The 19,939-nt window shown below is 50.0% G+C and carries 19 protein-coding genes; 6 read left to right on the top strand and 13 right to left on the bottom strand.

Features of this window, described 5'->3' with window-relative positions:
- Window positions 1-9: 9 nt before the first annotated feature.
- Window positions 10-807, bottom strand: a complete 798-nt coding sequence (locus tag C0081_RS09735; protein WP_101533751.1) for a tetratricopeptide repeat protein — start codon at window positions 805-807, stop codon at window positions 10-12.
- A gap of 458 nt (window positions 808-1,265) precedes the next feature.
- Between C0081_RS09735 and ppk2 the strand changes: the two genes are divergently transcribed.
- Window positions 1,266-2,282, top strand: coding sequence for a polyphosphate kinase 2 (gene ppk2, locus C0081_RS09725; protein ID WP_210200450.1), 1,017 nt, complete (start codon window positions 1,266-1,268; stop codon window positions 2,280-2,282).
- An 82-nt stretch (window positions 2,283-2,364) separates the two neighbouring features.
- Here the strand turns inward: ppk2 and C0081_RS09720 are convergent, their stop codons facing one another.
- The 4 genes from C0081_RS09720 to lpdA form a co-directional block, all read right to left on the bottom strand.
- A complete protein-coding gene (locus C0081_RS09720) occupies window positions 2,365-2,817 on the bottom strand; it encodes a type II toxin-antitoxin system RatA family toxin (protein WP_101533598.1) in 453 nt (150 codons plus the stop codon).
- 20 nt (window positions 2,818-2,837) lie between these two features.
- On the bottom strand, window positions 2,838-3,821 hold the full coding sequence (gene lipA, locus C0081_RS09715; protein WP_101533597.1) for a lipoyl synthase: 984 nt from the start codon (window positions 3,819-3,821) through the stop codon (window positions 2,838-2,840).
- 73 nt (window positions 3,822-3,894) lie between these two features.
- The gene (locus C0081_RS09710) at window positions 3,895-4,155 is read right to left on the bottom strand and encodes a GlsB/YeaQ/YmgE family stress response membrane protein (RefSeq protein WP_101533596.1); all 261 of its coding nucleotides are present in this window, start codon (window positions 4,153-4,155) and stop codon (window positions 3,895-3,897) included.
- A 176-nt stretch (window positions 4,156-4,331) separates the two neighbouring features.
- Window positions 4,332-5,729: a dihydrolipoyl dehydrogenase gene (gene lpdA, locus C0081_RS09705; protein WP_101533595.1), complete on the bottom strand. Its 1,398-nt coding sequence runs from the start codon at window positions 5,727-5,729 to the stop codon at window positions 4,332-4,334.
- A gap of 137 nt (window positions 5,730-5,866) precedes the next feature.
- Between lpdA and C0081_RS09700 the strand changes: the two genes are divergently transcribed.
- A complete protein-coding gene (locus C0081_RS09700; protein ID WP_101533594.1) occupies window positions 5,867-7,078 on the top strand; it encodes an MFS transporter in 1,212 nt (403 codons plus the stop codon).
- A 701-nt stretch (window positions 7,079-7,779) separates the two neighbouring features.
- Here C0081_RS09700 and C0081_RS09695 read toward each other — a convergent pair.
- The 4 genes from C0081_RS09695 to C0081_RS09680 form a co-directional block, all read right to left on the bottom strand.
- A complete protein-coding gene (locus C0081_RS09695; protein WP_101533593.1) occupies window positions 7,780-9,105 on the bottom strand; it encodes a pyruvate dehydrogenase complex dihydrolipoamide acetyltransferase in 1,326 nt (441 codons plus the stop codon).
- Between the two features lie 12 nt (window positions 9,106-9,117).
- A complete protein-coding gene (locus tag C0081_RS09690; RefSeq protein ID WP_101533592.1) occupies window positions 9,118-10,503 on the bottom strand; it encodes a pyruvate dehydrogenase complex E1 component subunit beta in 1,386 nt (461 codons plus the stop codon).
- A gap of 18 nt (window positions 10,504-10,521) precedes the next feature.
- Window positions 10,522-11,562 carry a pyruvate dehydrogenase (acetyl-transferring) E1 component subunit alpha gene (pdhA, locus tag C0081_RS09685; protein WP_101533591.1) on the bottom strand — a complete coding sequence of 347 codons (1,041 nt, stop codon included), beginning with the start codon at window positions 11,560-11,562 and terminating at the stop codon, window positions 10,522-10,524.
- Window positions 11,563-11,737: 175 nt separating this feature from the next.
- On the bottom strand, window positions 11,738-12,049 hold the full coding sequence (locus tag C0081_RS09680; protein WP_101533590.1) for an FtsB family cell division protein: 312 nt from the start codon (window positions 12,047-12,049) through the stop codon (window positions 11,738-11,740).
- 339 nt (window positions 12,050-12,388) lie between these two features.
- On the opposite strand from C0081_RS09680, the gene C0081_RS09675 reads away from it, so the two are divergent.
- From C0081_RS09675 to C0081_RS09665, 3 genes are all read left to right on the top strand, one after another.
- The gene (locus C0081_RS09675; RefSeq protein ID WP_101533589.1) at window positions 12,389-13,951 is read left to right on the top strand and encodes a UbiD family decarboxylase; all 1,563 of its coding nucleotides are present in this window, start codon (window positions 12,389-12,391) and stop codon (window positions 13,949-13,951) included.
- 54 nt (window positions 13,952-14,005) lie between these two features.
- Window positions 14,006-14,611, top strand: coding sequence for a UbiX family flavin prenyltransferase (locus C0081_RS09670; protein WP_101533588.1), 606 nt, complete (start codon window positions 14,006-14,008; stop codon window positions 14,609-14,611).
- 88 nt (window positions 14,612-14,699) lie between these two features.
- Window positions 14,700-15,017, top strand: coding sequence for a hypothetical protein (locus tag C0081_RS09665; RefSeq protein WP_101533587.1), 318 nt, complete (start codon window positions 14,700-14,702; stop codon window positions 15,015-15,017).
- Window positions 15,018-15,439: 422 nt separating this feature from the next.
- On the opposite strand, the gene C0081_RS09660 is transcribed toward C0081_RS09665, so the two are convergent.
- Entirely contained in the window at window positions 15,440-15,790 is a 351-nt protein-coding gene (locus C0081_RS09660) for a DUF6693 family protein (RefSeq protein WP_101533586.1), read from the bottom strand.
- 186 nt (window positions 15,791-15,976) lie between these two features.
- A complete protein-coding gene (gene eno / locus C0081_RS09655; protein ID WP_101533585.1) occupies window positions 15,977-17,251 on the bottom strand; it encodes a phosphopyruvate hydratase in 1,275 nt (424 codons plus the stop codon).
- Between the two features lie 404 nt (window positions 17,252-17,655).
- Here eno and C0081_RS09650 point away from each other — a divergent pair, with 404 nt between their 5' ends.
- Window positions 17,656-18,630: a DUF1835 domain-containing protein gene (locus C0081_RS09650; protein ID WP_180966823.1), complete on the top strand. Its 975-nt coding sequence runs from the start codon at window positions 17,656-17,658 to the stop codon at window positions 18,628-18,630.
- Window positions 18,631-18,678: 48 nt separating this feature from the next.
- On the opposite strand, the gene C0081_RS09645 is transcribed toward C0081_RS09650, so the two are convergent.
- The gene (locus tag C0081_RS09645) at window positions 18,679-18,861 is read right to left on the bottom strand and encodes a hypothetical protein (protein WP_101533583.1); all 183 of its coding nucleotides are present in this window, start codon (window positions 18,859-18,861) and stop codon (window positions 18,679-18,681) included.
- Between the two features lie 238 nt (window positions 18,862-19,099).
- The gene (kdsA, locus tag C0081_RS09640) at window positions 19,100-19,930 is read right to left on the bottom strand and encodes a 3-deoxy-8-phosphooctulonate synthase (protein ID WP_101533582.1); all 831 of its coding nucleotides are present in this window, start codon (window positions 19,928-19,930) and stop codon (window positions 19,100-19,102) included.
- Between the last annotated feature and the right edge of the window lie 9 nt (window positions 19,931-19,939).

Raw genomic sequence — 19,939 nt, 5'->3', positions numbered from 1 at the left:
CAAGTTGGGTCAGCGTGCGCCGTTGACCCATTCTTCCGCTAATGAGACGGCTTTTTGGCGCGTGGGTTCATCCGCCAGAGCAAAGGCAGCTTCCTGACGATCCAACACCAACGGATTGCCAGAATCCAGTATGCGCGCAATCGTCAACCATTTAAGACCATTCACCGGTTGCCTTGGTACTTGAGTGCCGTCAAGCAACAGATCGCCCAACTGCAACTGGGCTTGAATATGCCCTTTGCGTGCAGCTTTATTCAACCAACGCGCAGCTTGACGTGTATCAGACTTGCCATTTTCCTCACGCAAATACGATATAGCCAGATGATATTGCGCGTCAGGATCGCGGAAGTAGGATGCAGCATACTGCAATAATTCTCGCGCCTTGTTGCGATCCGGGCGGAGTTTTTGATCGATGCCGACAGTCAAAAATGCACTCAACTCTACAAAAGCATTGGATACATAGCGCGCTTCGATAGAACCAGGTCTCGCGTCGCCATACCGCGCCACAATGTCGTTGAACAGATCAAACGCGCGGCTGCGATCTTTTAAAACACCGTCCCCATCCGCATACATGCGCCCCAGTTTCCACTGAGAGACCATGTGTCCATTGTGGGCCGCATAGGTCAAAGCATTGAGCGCAGTGCTCTTGTCACCAGACTTGTAGGCCTGAGCACCAAATCGAAAAGCTTCGTCCGCTTGCGCTCCACCTTCCAGCATCGTGCGTGGGTCAAAGGCATGCGCTGACACAACACCGGCTAAAACCAAAAGGCCAGCCAGAGACACACCACGCAGCTTTTTCACAATACTCATTTGAAGCTTCATCATTTCCAATTCGCCCGTCTCACACAACTTTGATTATGCGCACAAAGCTTAAATTTTATTTTTGACCAGCAGACACTAAAAGCACAATTCCAATCGCGCAGGCCACAAACCAAACCATCGGGAATCATCCAACCGTCGATACGGCAAGACGTCGCTAGAAAAAATGTCAACATTCAGGCGCAACATCCATGTTCCGCAAATACCAGTCGCTCTGCTATGCCGGAATGTGCCAGCATATTGTGGCTGAAGACGGGCAAAAACCATGAAAGAGCATGGTTAACAAAGTATTTTCCAAATTTCCGTGGCTTTTCTGCAACGCTCAAGGACAGCTCTCATACCAATTGCATAGAGCTTCTTGGGTCTCAATCGTTGACAAGTATCACTAGGTGTTAATCTAATTGGCCTAGGTTGCAAATAATCAACAGCCCAGAGAGAAGGACAGGCCGATGCCGATGCAAAGCGAAGAAAAAGAGAATGAACAGCCTGCTCCAACATCTGACGTTGGCCAGACCATCAACCCGGATGAAATTGATGACATCCAATTGACGCCGGAACTAAGCGGAGAAAAATCAAGTTCAAGGGGGTCGGCATTGCATCAATTGGCTGAAATGCGCCACGACCCCAATGCAATCCATCGCGTTTTTGAACAGGGTCTTTATCCCTACAAAACAAAAATGAAACGAATGGCCTATGAAAAGCAAAAAGGCCTTTTGCAGGTAGAATTGCTGAAAGCGCAGAATTGGGTCGAGGAAACGGGCCAGAAGATCGTGGTTCTGTTCGAAGGACGTGACGCCGCAGGCAAAGGCGGCACCATAAAACGTTTCATGGAACATCTAAACCCGCGGACCGCGCGCGTGGTGGCACTGAACAAGCCAACCGACCGTGAGCGCACCCAGTGGTATTATCAACGCTATATTGAACATTTGCCATCCGCAGGCGAAACAGTTCTGTTTGACCGCTCTTGGTACAACAGGGCCGGCGTTGAGAGGGTGATGGGCTTTTGCTCTCCGTCCGAATACCTTGAATTCATGCGCCAAACACCAGAATTCGAGCGCATGATTTGCCGCTCAGGCGTGCGGTTGTTCAAATACTGGTTCTCTGTGACACAGGAAGAACAACGCAGACGGTTTGCCTCTCGCGAGCTAGACCCACTCAAACAATGGAAGTTGTCGCCGGTCGACAAGGCATCGCTAAACAAATGGGATGATTATACCGAAGCCAAAGAAGCAATGTTCTTTTATACAGACACTGCAGATGCACCTTGGACAATCATCAAATCCAATGACAAAAAACGCGCACGTCTAAACTGTATGCAGCATTTTTTAGCGTCCCTGCCCTATCCAAACAAAGACCACCATATCGTCCATGGCCCAGACCCGCTGATCGTTGGCCATTCCGGCTATGTAATCGGAAATGACACACAAATTCTTGGCAAAAGCTTGCATCCCGACACCAAGGAATAAGGGCGAAGAAACTATAAAATGCAAAAGGCCGCAGGGTTTCCGAAGCGACCTTTTGCATTTAAACACAATAAGAACAGTTGCCTTATCCGTAAATGCGATCAGCCCGTTGCTCAAACGCACTGGAGAACTTATGGAAGGCCTTATCAAACACGGCCCCCATAAGCCCAGCCAACATCCGGCTTTTAAACTCATAATCAATGTAAAACACGATCACACTGGCCGCAGCTAGTCCATCAATCGGCTCGAACGTCCAACGATTCTCAAGATGTTTGAACGGGCCGTCCAGATATTCCACCAAGATCTCATTGTCTTGCGGTTTCAGCGTCACCTTCGAGGTGAAGCTTTCGCTGATCAACTTGTAGGCAACCACCATGTCGGCGACCAGAACAGAGCCTTCCGATGTTTCCTGATGCCCTCGCACATGCAATGACTTACATAGCGGAACAAAATCGGGATAGCTCTGCACATCAGCTACCAGATCAAACATCTGACTGGCGGAATGATTGACTTTTTGTCGCGATTGAAATTTCGGCATTCTTTGGTGACAAGTCCCGATCAGTGACCCAGTTTGGTCATGCGTGCTGCCTTCAATTTGGCAAAATCATCACCGGCATGATGGGAAGAACGCGTCAGCGGGCTGGCCGAAACCAGCATAAATCCCTTGGTATAAGCGATGGTTTCATATCCCTTGAATTCATCGGGAGTGACAAAGTTCAAAACAGGATGATGCTTTTTTGATGGTTGCAGATATTGACCAATGGTCAAAAAATCAACTTCAGCCACCCGCAAGTCATCCATCAATTGTAAAATTTCATTCCGCTCTTCGCCCAGTCCAACCATGATGCCGGACTTGGTGAACATCGTCGGATCCAACTCTTTGACGCGCTGCAACAAACGAATGGAATGGAAATAGCGAGCACCCGGACGGACCTTGAGATAATTGGACGGTACCGTTTCCAGATTGTGGTTGAACACATCCGGTTTGGCCGCCACAACAATCTCCAGCGCACCGTCTTTACGCAGAAAATCGGGGGTCAACACTTCAATGGTCGTCTCTGGCGAAGCGGCTCGTATGGCGTGAATGACATCAGCAAAATGCTGTGCCCCGCCATCAGCCAGATCATCACGGTCAACGGATGTGATCACCACATGCTTGAGGCCCATTTGCGCAACAGCACGGCCTGTATTTTCAGGCTCTTTGGGGTCTAGCGCATTGGGAATACCAGTAGAGACATTGCAAAAAGCACAAGCGCGCGTACAGGTCTCGCCCATGATCATAAAACTGGCGTGGCGCTGGGACCAGCACTCGCCCATATTCGGGCAACCCGCTTCTTCACAGACTGTGACAAGATTGTTTTCTTTTACGATACTGCGCGTTTCTTTATAAACCGGTGACCCCGGCGCTTTGACGCGAATCCAGTCCGGTTTGCGCATCACAGGATTGTCAGGCTTATGGGCCTTTTCAGGATGACGAGGGCGAACAGACACAGAGTCGATTGCCTTTGCCTTGTTTGAAACGGTATCAATAATGGTAACCATTCAGCTTTCCTCGTCATCCTGTATTTTTTTGAAGCACTGAGCTTCATACGGTCAGTTGCGACCGGTGGCTCATTCAGCTTCGAATTTTTTGATAGACAAACAGCACCAGAATTGCGCCAAGTGAAGCAACAATGATGCTATCAACCCAACCCATTCCTGTCAGTGTCAGTATTCCAGGAAGTACTTTCTGAGCAAGAAAGCCACCAACCAAGCCACCAATCACACCAACAATTAAGTTGGTCAACAAGCCATGATTGGAGTTCATAACTTTCTCTGCGACAAAACCGGCAACGATACCGACGACGATTGAACCGATTAGACCAAGTCCCAACATTTCTCAAGCCTCTCTCTTTAAGTATGCACCCGGACCACACTTAAGCCCCGCCTTCTACATAACACTTCAATAAATGAGTGCAAGCACCAGACAATGAGGCGGGATAAAATTTCCCGCCTCTTTCGATGCATTTACTTGCAAATTTTGTCTGTCTGGTAGGGTAGAACCCGAACAGCTTAGCTCTGGATCACCATGCCATAGGCATCGCGTACTGATTCAGGCATCATTTCTGACAAGGTCGGATGCGGGAAGATTGTGTGCATCAAATCTTCTTCAGTCGTCTCCAGGCTCATGGCAACAACAAATCCTTGAATAAGCTCTGTCACTTCAGCACCAATCATATGAGCACCGAGCATTTGACCTGTCTTTTTATCAAAGATGGTTTTGATCATGCCCTCAGGTTCGCCCAATGCAATTGCCTTGCCGTTGGCAATGAAGGGGAAGCGGCCAACGCGCACATCGAGGCCTTTTTCCTTACATGCCTGCTCTGTGAGCCCCACCGAAGCCACCTGCGGATGACAATAGGTACAACCCGGAATCTGGCTTTTATCCATCGGATGCACATTTTCAACACCAGCGATTTTCTCGACACAGACGACGCCTTCATGCTCGGCTTTGTGCGCCAGCATCGGAGGGCCCGCCACGTCTCCAATGGCATAAACGCCGGGAACATTGGTGCGACCATAACCATCAATGACAATGCAGCCACGATCGGTTTTGATACCCATTTTTTCAAGGCCTAGATCTTCGATGTTTCCGACCACACCGACAGCAGAGATAATACGATCCGCCTTGATGGTCTCGGTTTTTCCGCCTTTTTTCTCGACATTGGCAACAACATTGTCGCCGCCTTTGGTGACACTGGTCACCTTTGCTTCAGTCAAGATTTTGATGCCCTGCTTTTCAAGCGATTTGCGCGCCATGGCGGAGATTTCATCATCTTCCGGCGGCAAAATTTTGGGCATCATTTCGACCACAGTCACTTCGGCACCCATAGTGCGATAGAAGCTGGCAAACTCAATACCGATTGCACCCGAGCCGACAACCAACAAAGACTTAGGCATGATATCGGGCTTAAGGGCTTCAAAATATGTCCAGATCAGCTTTTTGTCAGGCTCAAGACCGGGTAGAATCCGAGGACGAGCACCCGTGGACAGAATGATGTGAGGCGCTTTGTAAACACCCGCATCATCACCGGTGACCTTGATAGCGCCTTTGCCATCAAGAACAGCAGTGCCTTTGATCACGGTTACTTTGTTCTTTTTCATCAAAAAGCCAACGCCGTTGTTGAGCTGTTTGGAAACGCCTCGCGACCGCTCGATCACTTTATTGATATCAAAGCTTACATTGTCTGCTGACAGACCATAGTCTTTGGCATTCTGCATAAAGTGATAAATCTCGGCAGACCGCAACAAAGCTTTGGTCGGAATACAACCCCAGTTGAGGCAAATACCGCCCAGATCTTTCTTTTCGACGATTGCAGTTTTAAGACCCAATTGCGACGCGCGGATAGCGGTCACATAGCCCCCCGGGCCAGAGCCAACCACGATCACATCAAATTCATTTTGTGCCATTTCCCAGGTTCCTCTACATTGTCTGTTCTTAAAGACAAAAGGCTATAGCGCCTTCTCTCGTTAAACTGATGGCCAGATTGCAGCGTAATGCCAACCTGCTAGCCTGAGTTTCTTTAACCAGCCGCACGGGACATCCCATGACGATCATTTCCATTAAGAGCCGCTCTCTGGCTCTGTTGTGTCTTAGCCAAGTGGCTGTCCTGTCGCTGTGGTTTTCCGCCTCGGCGGTTGCGCCCGGATTGGCCAGTGAATTTGCACTCAGCGGCGATAAAGTCGCGCTTCTGTCCTCGTCCGTTCAGGCGGGCTTTGTCATCGGATGTTTGATCAGCGCCGGTTTTGGTTTGGCTGATCGTACCGATCCTCGTGTTCTCTACGCTGTTTGCGCAGTCTTGGGTGCGCTGGCAAATTATGCCTTTATCTATTCCGAGCCCGGCTCCAACCTTTCGATTGTCTTGCGGCTTGCCACCGGCGCGGTCATTGCCGGCGTGTATCCCGTTGGCATGAAGATCGCCATGAGTTGGGCCAGAAAAGACGCTGGCATGCTGGTAGGCATGTTGGTCGGCTCGTTGATGATCGGCTCTGCAGCCCCTCACCTCATCGCCTTTTGGGGCGATGTGGACTGGCGCGCCGTGCTTCTGGCCACCAGCTGGATATCGGCAATTGGTGGACTGTCTGTCATGCTGGTGGCGATCGGCCCCAACTTTGCCAAAAGCCCCAAATTCAAACTCGGCCTCGCCTTTGAATCCCTGACCAACAAACCCATTCGATTGGCCAACTTCGGATATTTTGGTCACATGTGGGAAGTTTATGCCATGTGGGCGTGGATCGCTTTGTTCCTTGGCGCCAGTTTTGAGTTCTCCGGCGTTGAAAATCCTCAGCGTTGGGCGTCCCTGATGACCTTTTTCACCATTGCGGCAGGCGCTCCGGGTTCCATGATCGGCGGCATGATTGCCGATCGCATCGGACGCACCTTGATGACCAGCGTCGTGCTGGCCATGAGCGGCACTTGCGCCTTGATCATCGGCCCTCTGTTTGGCGGCCCCGTGTTTCTGGTCTGCCTCATAGCCATCTTGTGGGGCGCAACCGTCTCGCCGGACAGCGCGCAATTCTCCACCGCTGTGGGAGAATTGTCCAAGCCAGAAAATCGCGGCACGATGCTGACCATGCAGACCGCCATCGGCTTTTCTCTTGCGCTTGTCTCTGTTCAACTCATGCCCCATTGGATCGCTCTGGTTGGTTGGCACTGGGCTTTCACCCCATTGGTGGCAGGCCCGGTTTTTGGAATAGTGTCGATGCTGAAACTAAGAAAACTACCTCAGTCCCAGCAGCTCGCAGGAGGCAAGCGGTAGAACTCAATCCAACCCAGCTATTCTTCGCACTTCTCTCACTCGATTTGCTGAGAGCCTTCGACACATTTTAATCAATATCATCGGATTCCGGTTTCCCGCGACTTCCTTCGGAGCAAGACTTGACTTGGTAGACAAACCAAACTTATTTCCTTCACAGGCACCTGCTTGCCAGTCAAGACTTTTACTAGTCAGTGAATAACAAGCGTTCCGGCCACTGTTACGAAAATCGAAACAAACTCTTGGCTTCGGACCTTTAGTAACGGACCACCGACCATACCGCAGTTTTTTCATCCCGCTCTGGGCACGGATAGCTGAACCATTCTTACCCAAATAGTAAATAGATACCCTACGCCCCGTTTCCCAAAAAACACGAGAAGTTCCCGCAAGTAAGTGTTGAACTGCCGAACTGCGATCGCCGGGAGCACGTGCTAACTTGGTATAAGTCACCGACCCGCCGAAGCTTGGACCGAAACCAATTATTGAGATACAAATAAACGTAGAAATTGCTATCAGATTATTTTTTGTCATCATTAACCTCTTGATATTGATGCACAGCCAAATGGTAGTTTGGAAAGCTTTGCACCCTGAGGTCGCAGGAGCCAATAGACACCCTTCAATTTCGTTCACTTATTCGCAATTACTTGCAACCATGTAGTGTCAGTCTGCAACAAGCATCAATTACTGACACCACACTTGTTTCTCTAGACCAGCATGCCCATGGGGCTTTCAATATAGCCTTTGAAAGCAGCCAGAAGCTCGGCACCCAATGCACCATCAACCACTCGGTGGTCACAGGACAATGTCACAGACATAACGGTGGCCGCAGCCACTGCACCGTCTTTGATCACAGCCCGCTGTTCACCAGCGCCAATTGCAATAATCGTACCGTGCGGTGGATTGATCACAGCTGAGAAGCTTTTGACGCCCATCATACCGAGGTTGGACACAGCAGTTGTGCCACCCTGATATTCTGCAGGTGTCAGCTTCTTATCGCGCGCACGTCCAGCCAGATCTTTCATTTCATTAGAAATGGCAGAAAGAGATTTCTGTTCGGCCTTGCGAATAACCGGAGTGAACAGCCCGTCAGGCACAGACACGGCAACACCAACATCAGAATGCGTGTGCAACAAACGCGAACTCTCGGTCCAAGTGGCGTTGGCCATAGGCACTTTCTGAAGCGCCATTGCCATACCCTTGATGATGAAATCATTCACCGAAAGCTTATAGGAAGGCTTATCCTCTTTGTTGACAGGGGCCTGACTATTGATCTGCTTACGCAGAGCCAACAGAGCATCGAGCTCAACATCAACTTCGAGATAGAAGTGCGGCACAGTCTGCTTGGATTCTTGCAAACGCTGTGCAATCACCTTGCGCATACCTGAATGAGGGACTTCCTCATAAGAACCCTCTTCATACAGCGCCTTGATAGCATCATCACTTGGAGCCGATGGAGCGTTCGCAGCCTGAGCAGGTACTGCTGCGGCAGGAGCCGGAGCAGAAGCCGATGCAGTTCCGGCTTCAATCGCCGCATCCACATCACGCTTGACAATACGGCCACGAGGACCTGACCCAGCAATCTTGGACAGGTCCAGATCGTTCATTTTGGCTAAACGACGCGCCAAAGGCGAGGAGAAAATGCGATTTCCATCAGCAGCCGTGGCCACAGGGCCAGCGGAAACGTCTGCAGCAGGCGCAGCGACGGCTGTATCCGCTGCCGGAGCGGAAGGCTCAGGTGCAGGAGCCGCAGCAGCTGGAGCAGACGCATCCATTGCCGAGGCGTCTTCGCCTTCTTCCAGCAAAATCGCAATCGGTGCGTTGACAGGCACGTCGGTTGCTCCGGCTTCCACCAGAATTTTACCAATCACACCTTCATCGACCGCTTCCACTTCCATGGTTGCTTTGTCGGTTTCAATTTCAGCGATGACGTCCCCCGAAGAGACCTCATCACCTTCTTTAACCAGCCATTTGGCCAGATTGCCGCTTTCCATAGTAGGAGAAAGGGCCGGCATGGTAATGGTTACGGGCATTATACTCTCTCCTTAAGCGCTATAGGTCACAGCTTTAACAGCCGCGATCACATCACCAATATTAGGCAGCGCCAGTTTTTCAAGATTGGCAGCATATGGCATTGGCACATCTTTGCCAGTCACACGAGCCACCGGAGCATCAAGATAATCAAAGGCATCCTGCATCACGCGGAAACCAACCTCTGACGAAATGGAAGCCTGCGGCCACCCTTCTTCCACGGTGACACAACGTCCGGTTTTGATAACCGAACGCAAAACAGTGTCCATATCCAGCGGTCGCAGCGTGCGCAAATCAATCACTTCGGCTTCAATACCATCCTTGGCCAGCTCTTCCGCAGCGCCAAGCGCATAGGACATGCCGATACCAAAGGAAACGATAGTCACATCTTTACCCTTGCGCGCAATCCGCGCTTTGCCAAGAGGAACGATGTGATCTTCAATGTCAGGAACATCAAAGCTCTGGCCATACAGGATTTCATTCTCAAGGAAGACAACAGGATTGTCTGAACGGATTGCCGACTTCATCAGGCCCTTATAGTCAGAAGCCATATAAGGATGCACGACTGTCAAACCAGGGACCGAACTATACCAGGCAGAGAAATCCTGTGAGTGCTGAGCACCCACGCGCGCAGCGGCACCATTTGCACCACGGAAAACAATCGGGTTGGTGATCTGACCGCCGGACATATAAAGCGTCTTGGCAGAAGAGTTGATAATGTGGTCCATCGCCTGCAGAGCGAAGTTGAAGGTCATAAATTCAACAATCGGCCGCAGACCCGCCATAGCAGCACCAGCAGCAAGGCCAGTGAAGCCATGCTCGGTGATTGGCGTATCAATCACACGGCGTTCGCCGAATTCATCCAGCATACCTTGGGAGATTTTATAAGCGCCCTGATATTGCGCCACTTCTTCACCCATCAAGAAAACACGTTCATCAGCGCGCATTTCTTCCACCATCGCGTCACGCAAAGCTTCGCGCACGGTCTGGGTCTTCATTGGAGTGCCTTCGGGAATTTCCGGATCTTCGTCAACATCAGGCAATGAGATCGGGGCAGCAGCAACAGGCGCCGCAACGGCAGGCGCTTCAGCTTTGCCCTCGTCAGCAGCAGGAGCCGTCGAAGCGGAGGCGGCGGCATCAAGAGAAGATGCATCTTCGCCCTCTTCCAAAATCAAAGCGATCAGGCTGTTTACCTTCACACCTTGCGTACCTTCGGCAACAACGATCTTTCCAAGCGTGCCTTCTTCCACCGATTCCACTTCCATTGTGGCTTTATCGGTTTCAATCTCAGCAAGCACATCGCCGATAGCGATTGAATCGCCTTCACTCTTGACCCATTTGGCCAAATTACCTTCTTCCATCGTCGGAGAAAGGGCTGGCATCAAAACTTGAATTGGCATGATTTCTATCCCTTTTCCTTAAATGGTAATATCGGTCCAAAGCTCGGCAGCATCTGGTTCAGGATTTGACTGAGCATATTCGGCAGCTTCCGAAACAACAGAACGAATAGATTTATCAATCGCCTTCAATTCGTCTTCGCTCGCCATGCCACCTTCAATCAAGCGCTGACGCACCTGCTCAATTGGGTCATGTTCGTTGCGCATTTTCTGCACTTCTTCTTTGGAACGGTATTTTGCCGGATCAGACATAGAGTGACCACGATAGCGATAGGTCAGCATCTCAAGGATATAAGGCCCCTTGCCTGCGCGCGCCCATTCGATAGACCGCTCGGCTGCAGCCAAAACAGCACGCACATCCATACCATCGACTTGCTCACCGGGAATACCAAACGAAGCACCGCGCTGAGAGAGGTCCGTATTGGAAGAAGACCGCTCGATCGAAGTCCCCATGCCATATTTATTGTTTTCAATCACATAAATCGCAGGCAAATTCCAGAGCTTCGCCATATTGAAGCACTCATAAATCTGACCCTGATTGGATGCACCGTCACCGAAATAGATCATCGAGACATTGTCATTGCCTCGGTAGGTATTGGCAAAAGCCAGTCCGGTACCGATCGACACCTGAGCACCAACGATGCCATGACCGCCAAAGAAATTCTTTTCGCGGCTAAACATATGCATCGAGCCACCCTTACCCTTGGAATAGCCATCGCGACGCCCCGTCAACTCAGCCATAACCCCTTTGGGCTCCATGCCACAAACGAGCATGTGACCATGGTCACGATAAGAGGTGACAACCTGATCGCCCTCTTTCGATGCCATCTGCATCCCAACTACAACGGCTTCTTGACCGATATAGAGATGACAGAAGCCGCCGATCAGGCCCATGCCATACATTTGGCCGGCCTTCTCTTCAAAACGCCGAATCATAAGCATTTCACGATAAGCGTGAAGCTCTTGATCTTTGTCGAATTCTACGATTGTACGGTTGATTTGGGTGCGAGTTGACCCTTTTGCCACCTGTTTCTTGGTGGCACTTGTCGCGGATGCTGCCATGCTGCTGCTCCCTAAAGCGTTTCCCTAAAGGCACAATACTTGAGATTGAGGTAATCCGCAATTGCGGAAAAGACTAACTAAGAGGAGGGATTTTATACGGCAAGGTAATGAAAAACATAGACTTTCAAGAATAAACCAATATTCAGTTAACTAAAATACGTAAACTAAAAACAAGTTAATTATTGAAAATTACAATTTCATCCGGATGCGCAACATTCATGTAAGCACGAGCGCGCTCTTCCATCATATCCGGATCAAGCGTTTCACGACGAAACAAAGCAATGCGGTGTTCATTGGTCTCTCTAGCAAGCCGCAAAGCAAGCAAATCCGCCTCCAGACCATCAGTCCGCGCCTTCATATCAGTCAGTGCATACACACCATACCCGCCATGAAGCGCATGGAATACAAAATACCCCAAAATCAGGAGAAAACTAAAAGGAAGCGCCAACTGACGCAAAACAGAATTTCTTCTTTGGCGAGTTGCCATGCCGTACACCCTACAAAATCGGCAACCAAGCAGTACGCAAAACCTTTTCTGCTTGGTTCGACATCCATTAAGCCCCACTAGCGTTAACAAAGGCTTTCCCAAACAAGACTTCTCGCATATTTCTGACACTTTTTTGGTTTACTAAAGATTAACAAAATCAATTGCTTAACGAAGAGTTTACACAATTGACTCAACACGACACATCTTGCGTAATACCCCTAAGAATAAGGCGCCATTCAAAAGCAAGTCATGTAGCATCCATTCGCAATTGATCTTTGTCATAGGATTAAGGCGGCACAACAGCAACAAAGAGAGATACATTGTGTCTGGCGCAACATAATGCCATCAGCACCAAGAGACACACAGCCAATCAAGCGCCCACCGCAAGGCCATGTCATGCACATACACACCCGAAGCCAACCCGTTTTTTCTGACTTGCGCGACTTTATGCAGTTTTGTGAAGAACACGGCGCCCTGATCCGCATATCTGAACCAGTCAGCATGAACCTGCAAGCGACTGAGCTACAAAAGCGTATCATGAAGAAAAATGGCCCTGCCCTCCTGCTAGAACACCCCATCAAGTCAGACGGCACACCCAGCGACATGCCCGTCTTGATCAATTTGTTCGGCACAGTTGAGCGCGTCGCTTGGGCTCTGGGCTGTAAAGACAGCCAATTGGAACAACTAGGAGATTTTCTTGCCTACCTACGCCAACCTCAACCACCCGAACGTTCAGAGATACTTGGCGCAATTGGACCTCTTTTCAAAGCAGCCACCAGTTTGCGCGGCAAAATCCAATCTTCAGCCCCTTGCCAAGAGATTATAAAGACAGGCGACGATATCGACCTTGGTGCGCTACCGATCCAAACCTGCTGGCCAGGCGAACCCGCTCCGCTCATCACATGGCCCATTGTCATCACCCACCCGGAAGATAACGATGACATCAAAGCCTACAATTGGGGCGTCTATCGCATGCAACAAGCAACGCCCAACAAAGCGATCATGCGCTGGCTGGAAAATCGCGGGGGCGCGGCACACTTTCGCACATGGAAGCAAGCAGGCAAAGACATGCCAATCGCCATCGCCATAGGCAGTGACCCCGCAACAATTATGGGCGCCGTCACCCCGATTCCCGAAACACTCAGCGAAGCTCAATTCTCGGGTCTCTTCCGCGGCAAACCAACACAGCTGGTCAAGGCCAAGACTCAACCGGTCCTTGTGCCAGCAAACGCAGAGATCGTCATTGAGGGGACCATCTCTGCGACAGAGACGATGCAAGAAGGGCCGTATGGCGACCACACAGGCTATTATAATTCGGTTGAGGCCTTCCCCGTCATGACAGTAACCGCAATCACCCACAAGCGCGCGCCTATCTATCTATCCACCTATACAGGCCGGGCGCCTGATGAACCCTCCGTAATTTCAGAAGCTCTCAACGACGTTTTTTTGCCACTGGTCAAACAAGCCTTCCCCGAAGTGGTCGATTGTTGGTTGCCACCAGAGGCAGCCTCTTACCGCATTGCCGTCATATCAATCAACAAACGCTACGCAGGACAAGCCCGACGCGTCATGATGGGTATGTGGTCAATGTTGCCACAATTCAATTTCACCAAGCTGATCATCGTGGTAGATGCGCATATCAACGCCCGCAATTGGGATGACGTCATGTGGGCGGTAGCCACCAAGACCGATCCGGGCCGCGATTTACTGCAGGTGAACAACACGCCGATTGACTATCTCGATTTTGCCTCCCCCCTGGAAGGGCTGGGCGGAAAGATGGGCATCGACGCGACCAACAAAATTGACAGCGAGACGAGTCGAGAATGGGGGCGCGAGCTAAAAATGGACGAAGATGTCATCAAAAAGGTCGATGATCTGATGCTGAAAATCGGATTAGAATGACAGCACCACACCGTCGCCACACCATCTCCTCCATGACCAAATGAAAGTTACCCAATGAGAGAACAATCTCCATCAAAGATTGGCATCGTCATTTCAGGTGCGTCAGGGTCGCTGCTGGCACTGCAAGCCTTGCGCATCCTCAAAGCCCTGACCAACAAAAACCCGACGCTTAGCAGCCATTTGATCATCACCCAAGGCGCAAGACGCACTGCAGAGCTTGAGCTGAACGCATCTCAACGTGTAGAGCTGACCGCACTTGCCGACCATATTTATGATGACAACAATCTGACTGCGACGTTTGCCAGTGGCTCCAACCCACTCAGTGGACTGCTCGTTGTCCCCTGCTCCATTCGCTCACTGTCTGCCATCGCCTACAGCCAAACAGATCGCCTGTCGATCCGTGCAGCAGACGTGATGCTAAAGGAACGCCGCCCGCTCGTCCTGGCGGTTCGCGAAACCCCTTTCCACGCAGGACATTTGCAGGCAATGCAATTGATCACTCAAATGGGCGGCATCATCGCACCGCCCGTTCCGGCCTTCTACCTTGCACCCAAGAGCATTGACGAACTAGCCGAACAAAGTGCCGCCCGCCTTCTTGCTCTGCTTGGCCTAGATATGGGCAATTGGCTCAAACAGTGGCAACCGCCGAGCTCGGATTAACCCGTATAAATGGGCGAAAAGAACCTGACAGCATGACTTTGATCCTTTATGGTCACACCCGCAGCAAATCCGAGCATAAGGACAAACCATGTTGTTACTGACAGCGATTAGACAAACCCTTGCAGGCTTCTGGCGCCTTATGGTTGGCATTGTCTTGGGCACCATGCTCTATGTCTATTGCTTTTTATATCGCGAGACCATCTTCACTACGGTTCACCTCTGGACCCGTGATGCGGTTAATTGGCTTGAGGCCCAACCCTACTTGATGGATTATGCCAAATGGTATGAACTCCTGAAAATCGATGACAAGCTAGCCTTTGCACTCTACGTGCTGTTTGCACGCCTCGTTTGGATGTTTTTTGAGTCCATAATAACATTCCTATTCCGCAAGATGCGCCACGGCTGAGCGAACCAAAGGCGGCCGCTCGCTAAAATTCCGCATGCCGCACGACCTTCGCAGGATTTGCTTGCGAAGCATTTTGATGTAATAGAATTACAGTCACCACCAATATGCAAACTTAAGCACCACAACACGGTAGCTGCATACAGGCACCCCGAAACCTGTCAGCGCCTTCTCCTGCACATCACAGACTGCGCTTAACCTCCAAAATCCCGAAAACCAAACAACACAACAAAAGCCCCAGCAAGGCTCAGCTCAAGGTCTGCGTTGAGATTCATTTCATATGCATTGAAATATAATTATTTCATTTCTTATGAAATGCAATACAATGTATCTTCAGCAATTGCTTGTGCTAATCAAATAAAAACCCGGATGCCAGACGGCAAACCGGGTTTAATAAAGCAAATCAATAAGCCAGAGGAGCTTGATTACTCAGCGGGTAAGTGCGTTGCACCGACGGGCTCAACGACAGCAGCATTCAACAATTTACGATACACAGCAAACCAATAAACAATGTAGGCAATGCCGAAGGTGACAAACGAAAGCAATAGCCAGATCAGCGCATGCACAATGATCTGAGCCAGACTAAAATCTACATAAAGACGGCCAATTTTTTGGCCCGCAGAATCAATCACATAGGTCTTGTTGATCGGCGCTTTGGCCAAATAGTAGGGCATGACAAATGCCCCCAGACCGAGCGTTAAAACAGTCAGAATAATCCAAAGAATAACAAGAACGAATGCCTCCAGCAGCTCGAACTCACATTTCAACCCACTCATCTATCTCTCCTGTTTACAATAGCCTCCCTTGCTTAATGCGGGTAGCCAACCATTGCAACCAACATAGCAGCAACCACTACACCCGATTTTGTTACCGCCATGACAAAAACCGGCATACCAATCAAGGTACGCCGGTTTTAAATAGTGCAGTCATTGGCGGCGAAAACCGCCAGCTTCAAGACTGAATTAGCCTTTGAGGATAGAACGGCCAGCGAATTTCGCCATTGGGCCAAGCTCTTCTTCAATGCGGATCAGTTGGTTGTATTTTGCCAACCGGTCTGAACGGGAAAGCGAACCGGTTTTGATTTGGCCGCAGTTAGTTGCGACAGCCAAGTCAGCGATGGTTGCATCCTCGGTTTCACCAGAACGGTGAGACATAACAGCGGTGTAAGCAGCCTTATGAGCCATTTCAACAGCTTCCAGTGTCTCGGTCAATGAACCAATTTGGTTCACTTTTACGAGGATGGAGTTGCCGACGCCCATTTTGATGCCGTCTTTAAGACGCGCGGTGTTGGTTACGAACAGGTCATCACCAACCAGCTGACATTTGTCGCCGATTTTTTCGGTCAGCAGTTTCCAGCCTTCCCAATCGTCTTCGTCCATGCCGTCTTCGATGGAGATGATTGGGTATTTCGCAACCAAAGCGGCCAAATAGTCAGCCATACCAGCGGAGTCCAGAACGGTACCTTCGCCTTTGAGGTTGTATTTTCCGTCATTATAGAATTCAGAAGAAGCACAATCCAAAGCGAGGAACACATCTTCGCCAGGTTTGTAACCAGCAACTTTGATGGATTCCATAATGAAGTCCAACGCAGCTTCTGTTGATTCGATGTTTGGAGCAAAACCACCTTCATCGCCCACAGCAGTGTTGTGACCAGCAGCTTTCAAGCCTTTTTTCAAAGCATGGAAGATTTCTGCACCCCAACGGATTGCTTCAGCAACGGTTTCTGCCCCAACAGGCATAACCATGAATTCCTGAATGTCGATTGGGTTATCAGCATGCTCACCACCATTGATGATGTTCATCATTGGTACTGGAAGAACACAAGCATTTGCACCACCAACATAGCGATACAGTGGCAGGCCAGATGCTTCAGCAGCGGCCTTGGCAACAGCCATAGACGTACCCAGAATAGCGTTGGCGCCAAGACGGCCTTTGTTTTCGGTACCATCAAGCTCGATCATCACCTGATCAATCTGGATCTGGTTTTCAGCATCAAGACCAATGAGCGCGTCAAAGATTTCATCGTTGACAGCTTCAACAGCTTTGGTGACACCCTTGCCCAAATAGCGATCTTCACCATCGCGCAATTCATGTGCTTCGTGCACACCAGTGGAAGCGCCAGACGGTACTGCAGCGCGGCCCATAGAGCCGTCTTCCAATATTACGTCCACCTCAACGGTTGGATTGCCGCGGCTGTCCAGGATCTCGCGAGCCAGGATGTCGATAATTGCGGTCATGGTCGTACCTCAATTTGAATGGATTGAATTAAATCAGATGCCTGCTATCTAGCGAATCTTGAGCCAGAATCATAGAGCATTCGAAACTTTTTATCTGCAAATGGACCCTATGGAACCATTTTGACAGTCCGATTACAGTGTTTTTCCGAGGTCCACATTGATCTGTGTAAAATCAAGCTTTAGTCGTAAGCCTTTTTGCGCAATAGCAGTTATGCAACCAACGCAACGCTCATTTTATAGGTCGAATCATTTCTGTTGGATTTAGCACTTTTTCAGCGCCCACAGTCCTTAAGCGTCAAAAATGGCAGGACAATAGCATCCATTAAGCATGCACCGAATTTTGTACGAATCGGGTATGACCAACAAAGGCAATTCATACGATAGCGAGGCAGCCGGTGAACAGATTGATCATCACAAATGGCGACAGTGCAGCAGACCTTCTCAAAGAAGCAGGAATAGGCGACACAGTTCTACCATGGCGCGATATCTTGCATGAAGGCCCAGTGCCTGACGCTGACGACGATTTGTTTGGGGTTATCCGCGCAAAATTTCTGGCTGACGGACACTTCAATAATGAAGCCGACATTCAGCGCGATTTCAAAGAGCGCCTCAACATCATCAGAAACCACGCAGTCTATGATCGGATCGAGCTTTGGTTTGAGCATGATCTGTATGATCAGCTGCAAATTCTGCAAATTCTGGACATGTTGAGCAGATTCGGACGGATCAACAACGTGTTCATCATACAGGCGCCGACTTATTTGGGCATGCAGAGTGCTGAGAATATTGGCCGCTTTAAAGAGCTTTGTCTGCCCGTTCTGGATCGCATGTTCGGTTTCGCCGCCAAAACATGGAAAGCCTATGTCTCAGGTGGTCCAGAAGCGATCAATGAATTGCGGCAAGAACCGATTCCCGGATTTCCCTTTTTGGAAATCGCCCTTCTGCGCATCCTACAGGAATTGCCTGGAACCGATGGGCTGTCCCGCACCGAACGTCAAATAATCTATAGCTTGGATCGCGGCGTATCTCGCCCAGGCATGTTGTTTGCGCAAGTGCTCAATATGGAAGAAGCCGCCTTCTTGGGTGATTTGAGCTTCTTTAGAATACTGTCTGGCCTTCAATATTGCACACGCCCCGTCTTGAGTGGCTTGCCTCAAAAATTCAATACAAAGATCTTCTCTGACGGCAATCAACGCAAAGAGTTCATCACATCTCCACTCAGTCTCACTGATTTTGGCAAGAATATCCTGACCAAACAGGAAGATTTTTTGTCAGAAAACGGCATTCATCGCTGGTGGGGTGGCACGGAGCTTACAACAGCCAGCCACTGGCGTTGGGACGATGAAGGCGAGCAGCTAACCCACCACAGGGCGTCATAACAGGGCGCCATAAGCACGCTGGCACGCCATGCCCCAACCATGAGAAGGTTATCCGCGTGTAATAAAGACCAACACAGCCAAAGCCGAGAAAGTCAAAGCCAATGCAGGCAGAATAATCGCCGCATAACCCCAAGCCGCAATCGCCAAGCCCCAGACGACAAGCAACACAGTCGCTGCCAGCAAAGACAACAGGCCAACTTTGGTCAATTCACCATTTACAATTTTGCTCATCACAGCTCCTCTATCCATCGCTTTATGAATACGAAAATTTACGTATCTATCGATTCAAAATAAGGCCTCCTGCGCCGATGTCCATCGCAATTACTCAATCTGAGCCAATCTGTCGCACTCAAGCCAAGGTCAACGAAACACATCCAGTAATTGACAGCGCGGTTTGATACAAAAAGCCCCCGAATGGCCATCCATCCAGGGGCTTTTTGCGTTCATCCAGCGATCAAGCCCCAGGGCATCAAGCTTTGGCGATCGCATCAAATTGTTGAAGCTGTTTCAAAAGCGCCTCCAATTCCTGAATCGGAATCATATTCGGGCCATCGCAGGGCGCATTGTCAGGGTCCTGATGGGTCTCCAAAAAGACACCAGCCACTCCGACAGCCACCGCAGCGCGCGCCAAGACAGAGACGAATTCCCGTTGACCACCCGATGTCGCCCCCTGCCCACCCGGTTGTTGCACCGAATGGGTTGCATCAAAAATAACAGGGGCACCGGTTTGCGCCATAGTCGGCAAACCGCGCATGTCGGTGACCAACGTGTTGTAGCCAAAGCTGGTGCCACGCTCCGTCACCATCACATTGGCGTTGCCGCTATCTGTGATTTTTGACACCACATTGCGCATATCCCAAGGGGCAAGAAACTGACCTTTTTTAACATTGATCACAGCACCGGTTTCAGCTGCCGCAATCAACAGATCGGTCTGACGGCATAAAAACGCCGGTATTTGCAGAATATCCACCACTTCAGCAACTGCAACACATTGCCCTGCATCATGAATATCGGTGACAATCGGCAGGCCAAATTTCTCTTTGATCTCAGCAAAGATAGGCAGTGCCTTATCCAAACCGATGCCGCGCGCCGAAGAAAGACTGGTACGATTGGCCTTATCAAAGGATGACTTATAGACGATGCCAATATTGAGATTATCAGAAATTTCTTTCAACGCAGCGGCCATTTCCAAAGCATGGTCACGGCTTTCCATTTGGCAGGGTCCAGCCATAATGGACAAAGGCAATTGGTTGCCGAATTTCACAGAACCGGCAGAAACAACACTGTTGGGTGCAGTCATATCAAAGTC

It is taken from the genome of Cohaesibacter celericrescens, assembly GCF_002866925.1.
GTDB classification, from domain to species: Bacteria; Pseudomonadota; Alphaproteobacteria; order Rhizobiales; family Cohaesibacteraceae; genus Cohaesibacter; species Cohaesibacter celericrescens.
Note: the sequence above shows the minus strand (reverse complement) of the source record. Positions and strands in the feature narration are given on the sequence as shown.

Excerpts from the sequence above, each read along its gene's own strand:
- pdhA (WP_101533591.1), bottom strand. The coding sequence starts at position 11,562 with ATGGCAGCATCCGCGACAAGTGCCACCAAGAAACAGGTGGCAAAAGGG.
- C0081_RS09660 (WP_101533586.1), bottom strand. The coding sequence starts at position 15,790 with ATGAGTGGGTTGAAATGTGAGTTCGAGCTGCTGGAGGCATTCGTTCTT.
- lpdA (WP_101533595.1), bottom strand. The coding sequence starts at position 5,729 with ATGGCACAAAATGAATTTGATGTGATCGTGGTTGGCTCTGGCCCGGGG.
- C0081_RS09675 (WP_101533589.1), top strand. The coding sequence starts at position 12,389 with ATGCCATCAGCACCAAGAGACACACAGCCAATCAAGCGCCCACCGCAA.
- C0081_RS09695 (WP_101533593.1), bottom strand. The coding sequence starts at position 9,105 with ATGCCCGTAACCATTACCATGCCGGCCCTTTCTCCTACTATGGAAAGC.
- C0081_RS09720 (WP_101533598.1), bottom strand. The coding sequence starts at position 2,817 with ATGCCGAAATTTCAATCGCGACAAAAAGTCAATCATTCCGCCAGTCAG.
- C0081_RS09670 (WP_101533588.1), top strand. The coding sequence starts at position 14,006 with ATGAGAGAACAATCTCCATCAAAGATTGGCATCGTCATTTCAGGTGCG.
- C0081_RS09700 (WP_101533594.1), top strand. The coding sequence starts at position 5,867 with ATGACGATCATTTCCATTAAGAGCCGCTCTCTGGCTCTGTTGTGTCTT.
- eno (WP_101533585.1), bottom strand. The coding sequence starts at position 17,251 with ATGACCGCAATTATCGACATCCTGGCTCGCGAGATCCTGGACAGCCGC.
- kdsA (WP_101533582.1), bottom strand. The coding sequence starts at position 19,930 with ATGACTGCACCCAACAGTGTTGTTTCTGCCGGTTCTGTGAAATTCGGC.
- ppk2 (WP_210200450.1), top strand. The coding sequence starts at position 1,266 with ATGCCGATGCAAAGCGAAGAAAAAGAGAATGAACAGCCTGCTCCAACA.
- C0081_RS09710 (WP_101533596.1), bottom strand. The coding sequence starts at position 4,155 with ATGTTGGGACTTGGTCTAATCGGTTCAATCGTCGTCGGTATCGTTGCC.
- C0081_RS09690 (WP_101533592.1), bottom strand. The coding sequence starts at position 10,503 with ATGCCAATTCAAGTTTTGATGCCAGCCCTTTCTCCGACGATGGAAGAA.
- C0081_RS09735 (WP_101533751.1), bottom strand. The coding sequence starts at position 807 with ATGAGTATTGTGAAAAAGCTGCGTGGTGTGTCTCTGGCTGGCCTTTTG.
- C0081_RS09680 (WP_101533590.1), bottom strand. The coding sequence starts at position 12,049 with ATGGCAACTCGCCAAAGAAGAAATTCTGTTTTGCGTCAGTTGGCGCTT.
- C0081_RS09645 (WP_101533583.1), bottom strand. The coding sequence starts at position 18,861 with ATGAGCAAAATTGTAAATGGTGAATTGACCAAAGTTGGCCTGTTGTCT.
- lipA (WP_101533597.1), bottom strand. The coding sequence starts at position 3,821 with ATGGTTACCATTATTGATACCGTTTCAAACAAGGCAAAGGCAATCGAC.
- C0081_RS09665 (WP_101533587.1), top strand. The coding sequence starts at position 14,700 with ATGTTGTTACTGACAGCGATTAGACAAACCCTTGCAGGCTTCTGGCGC.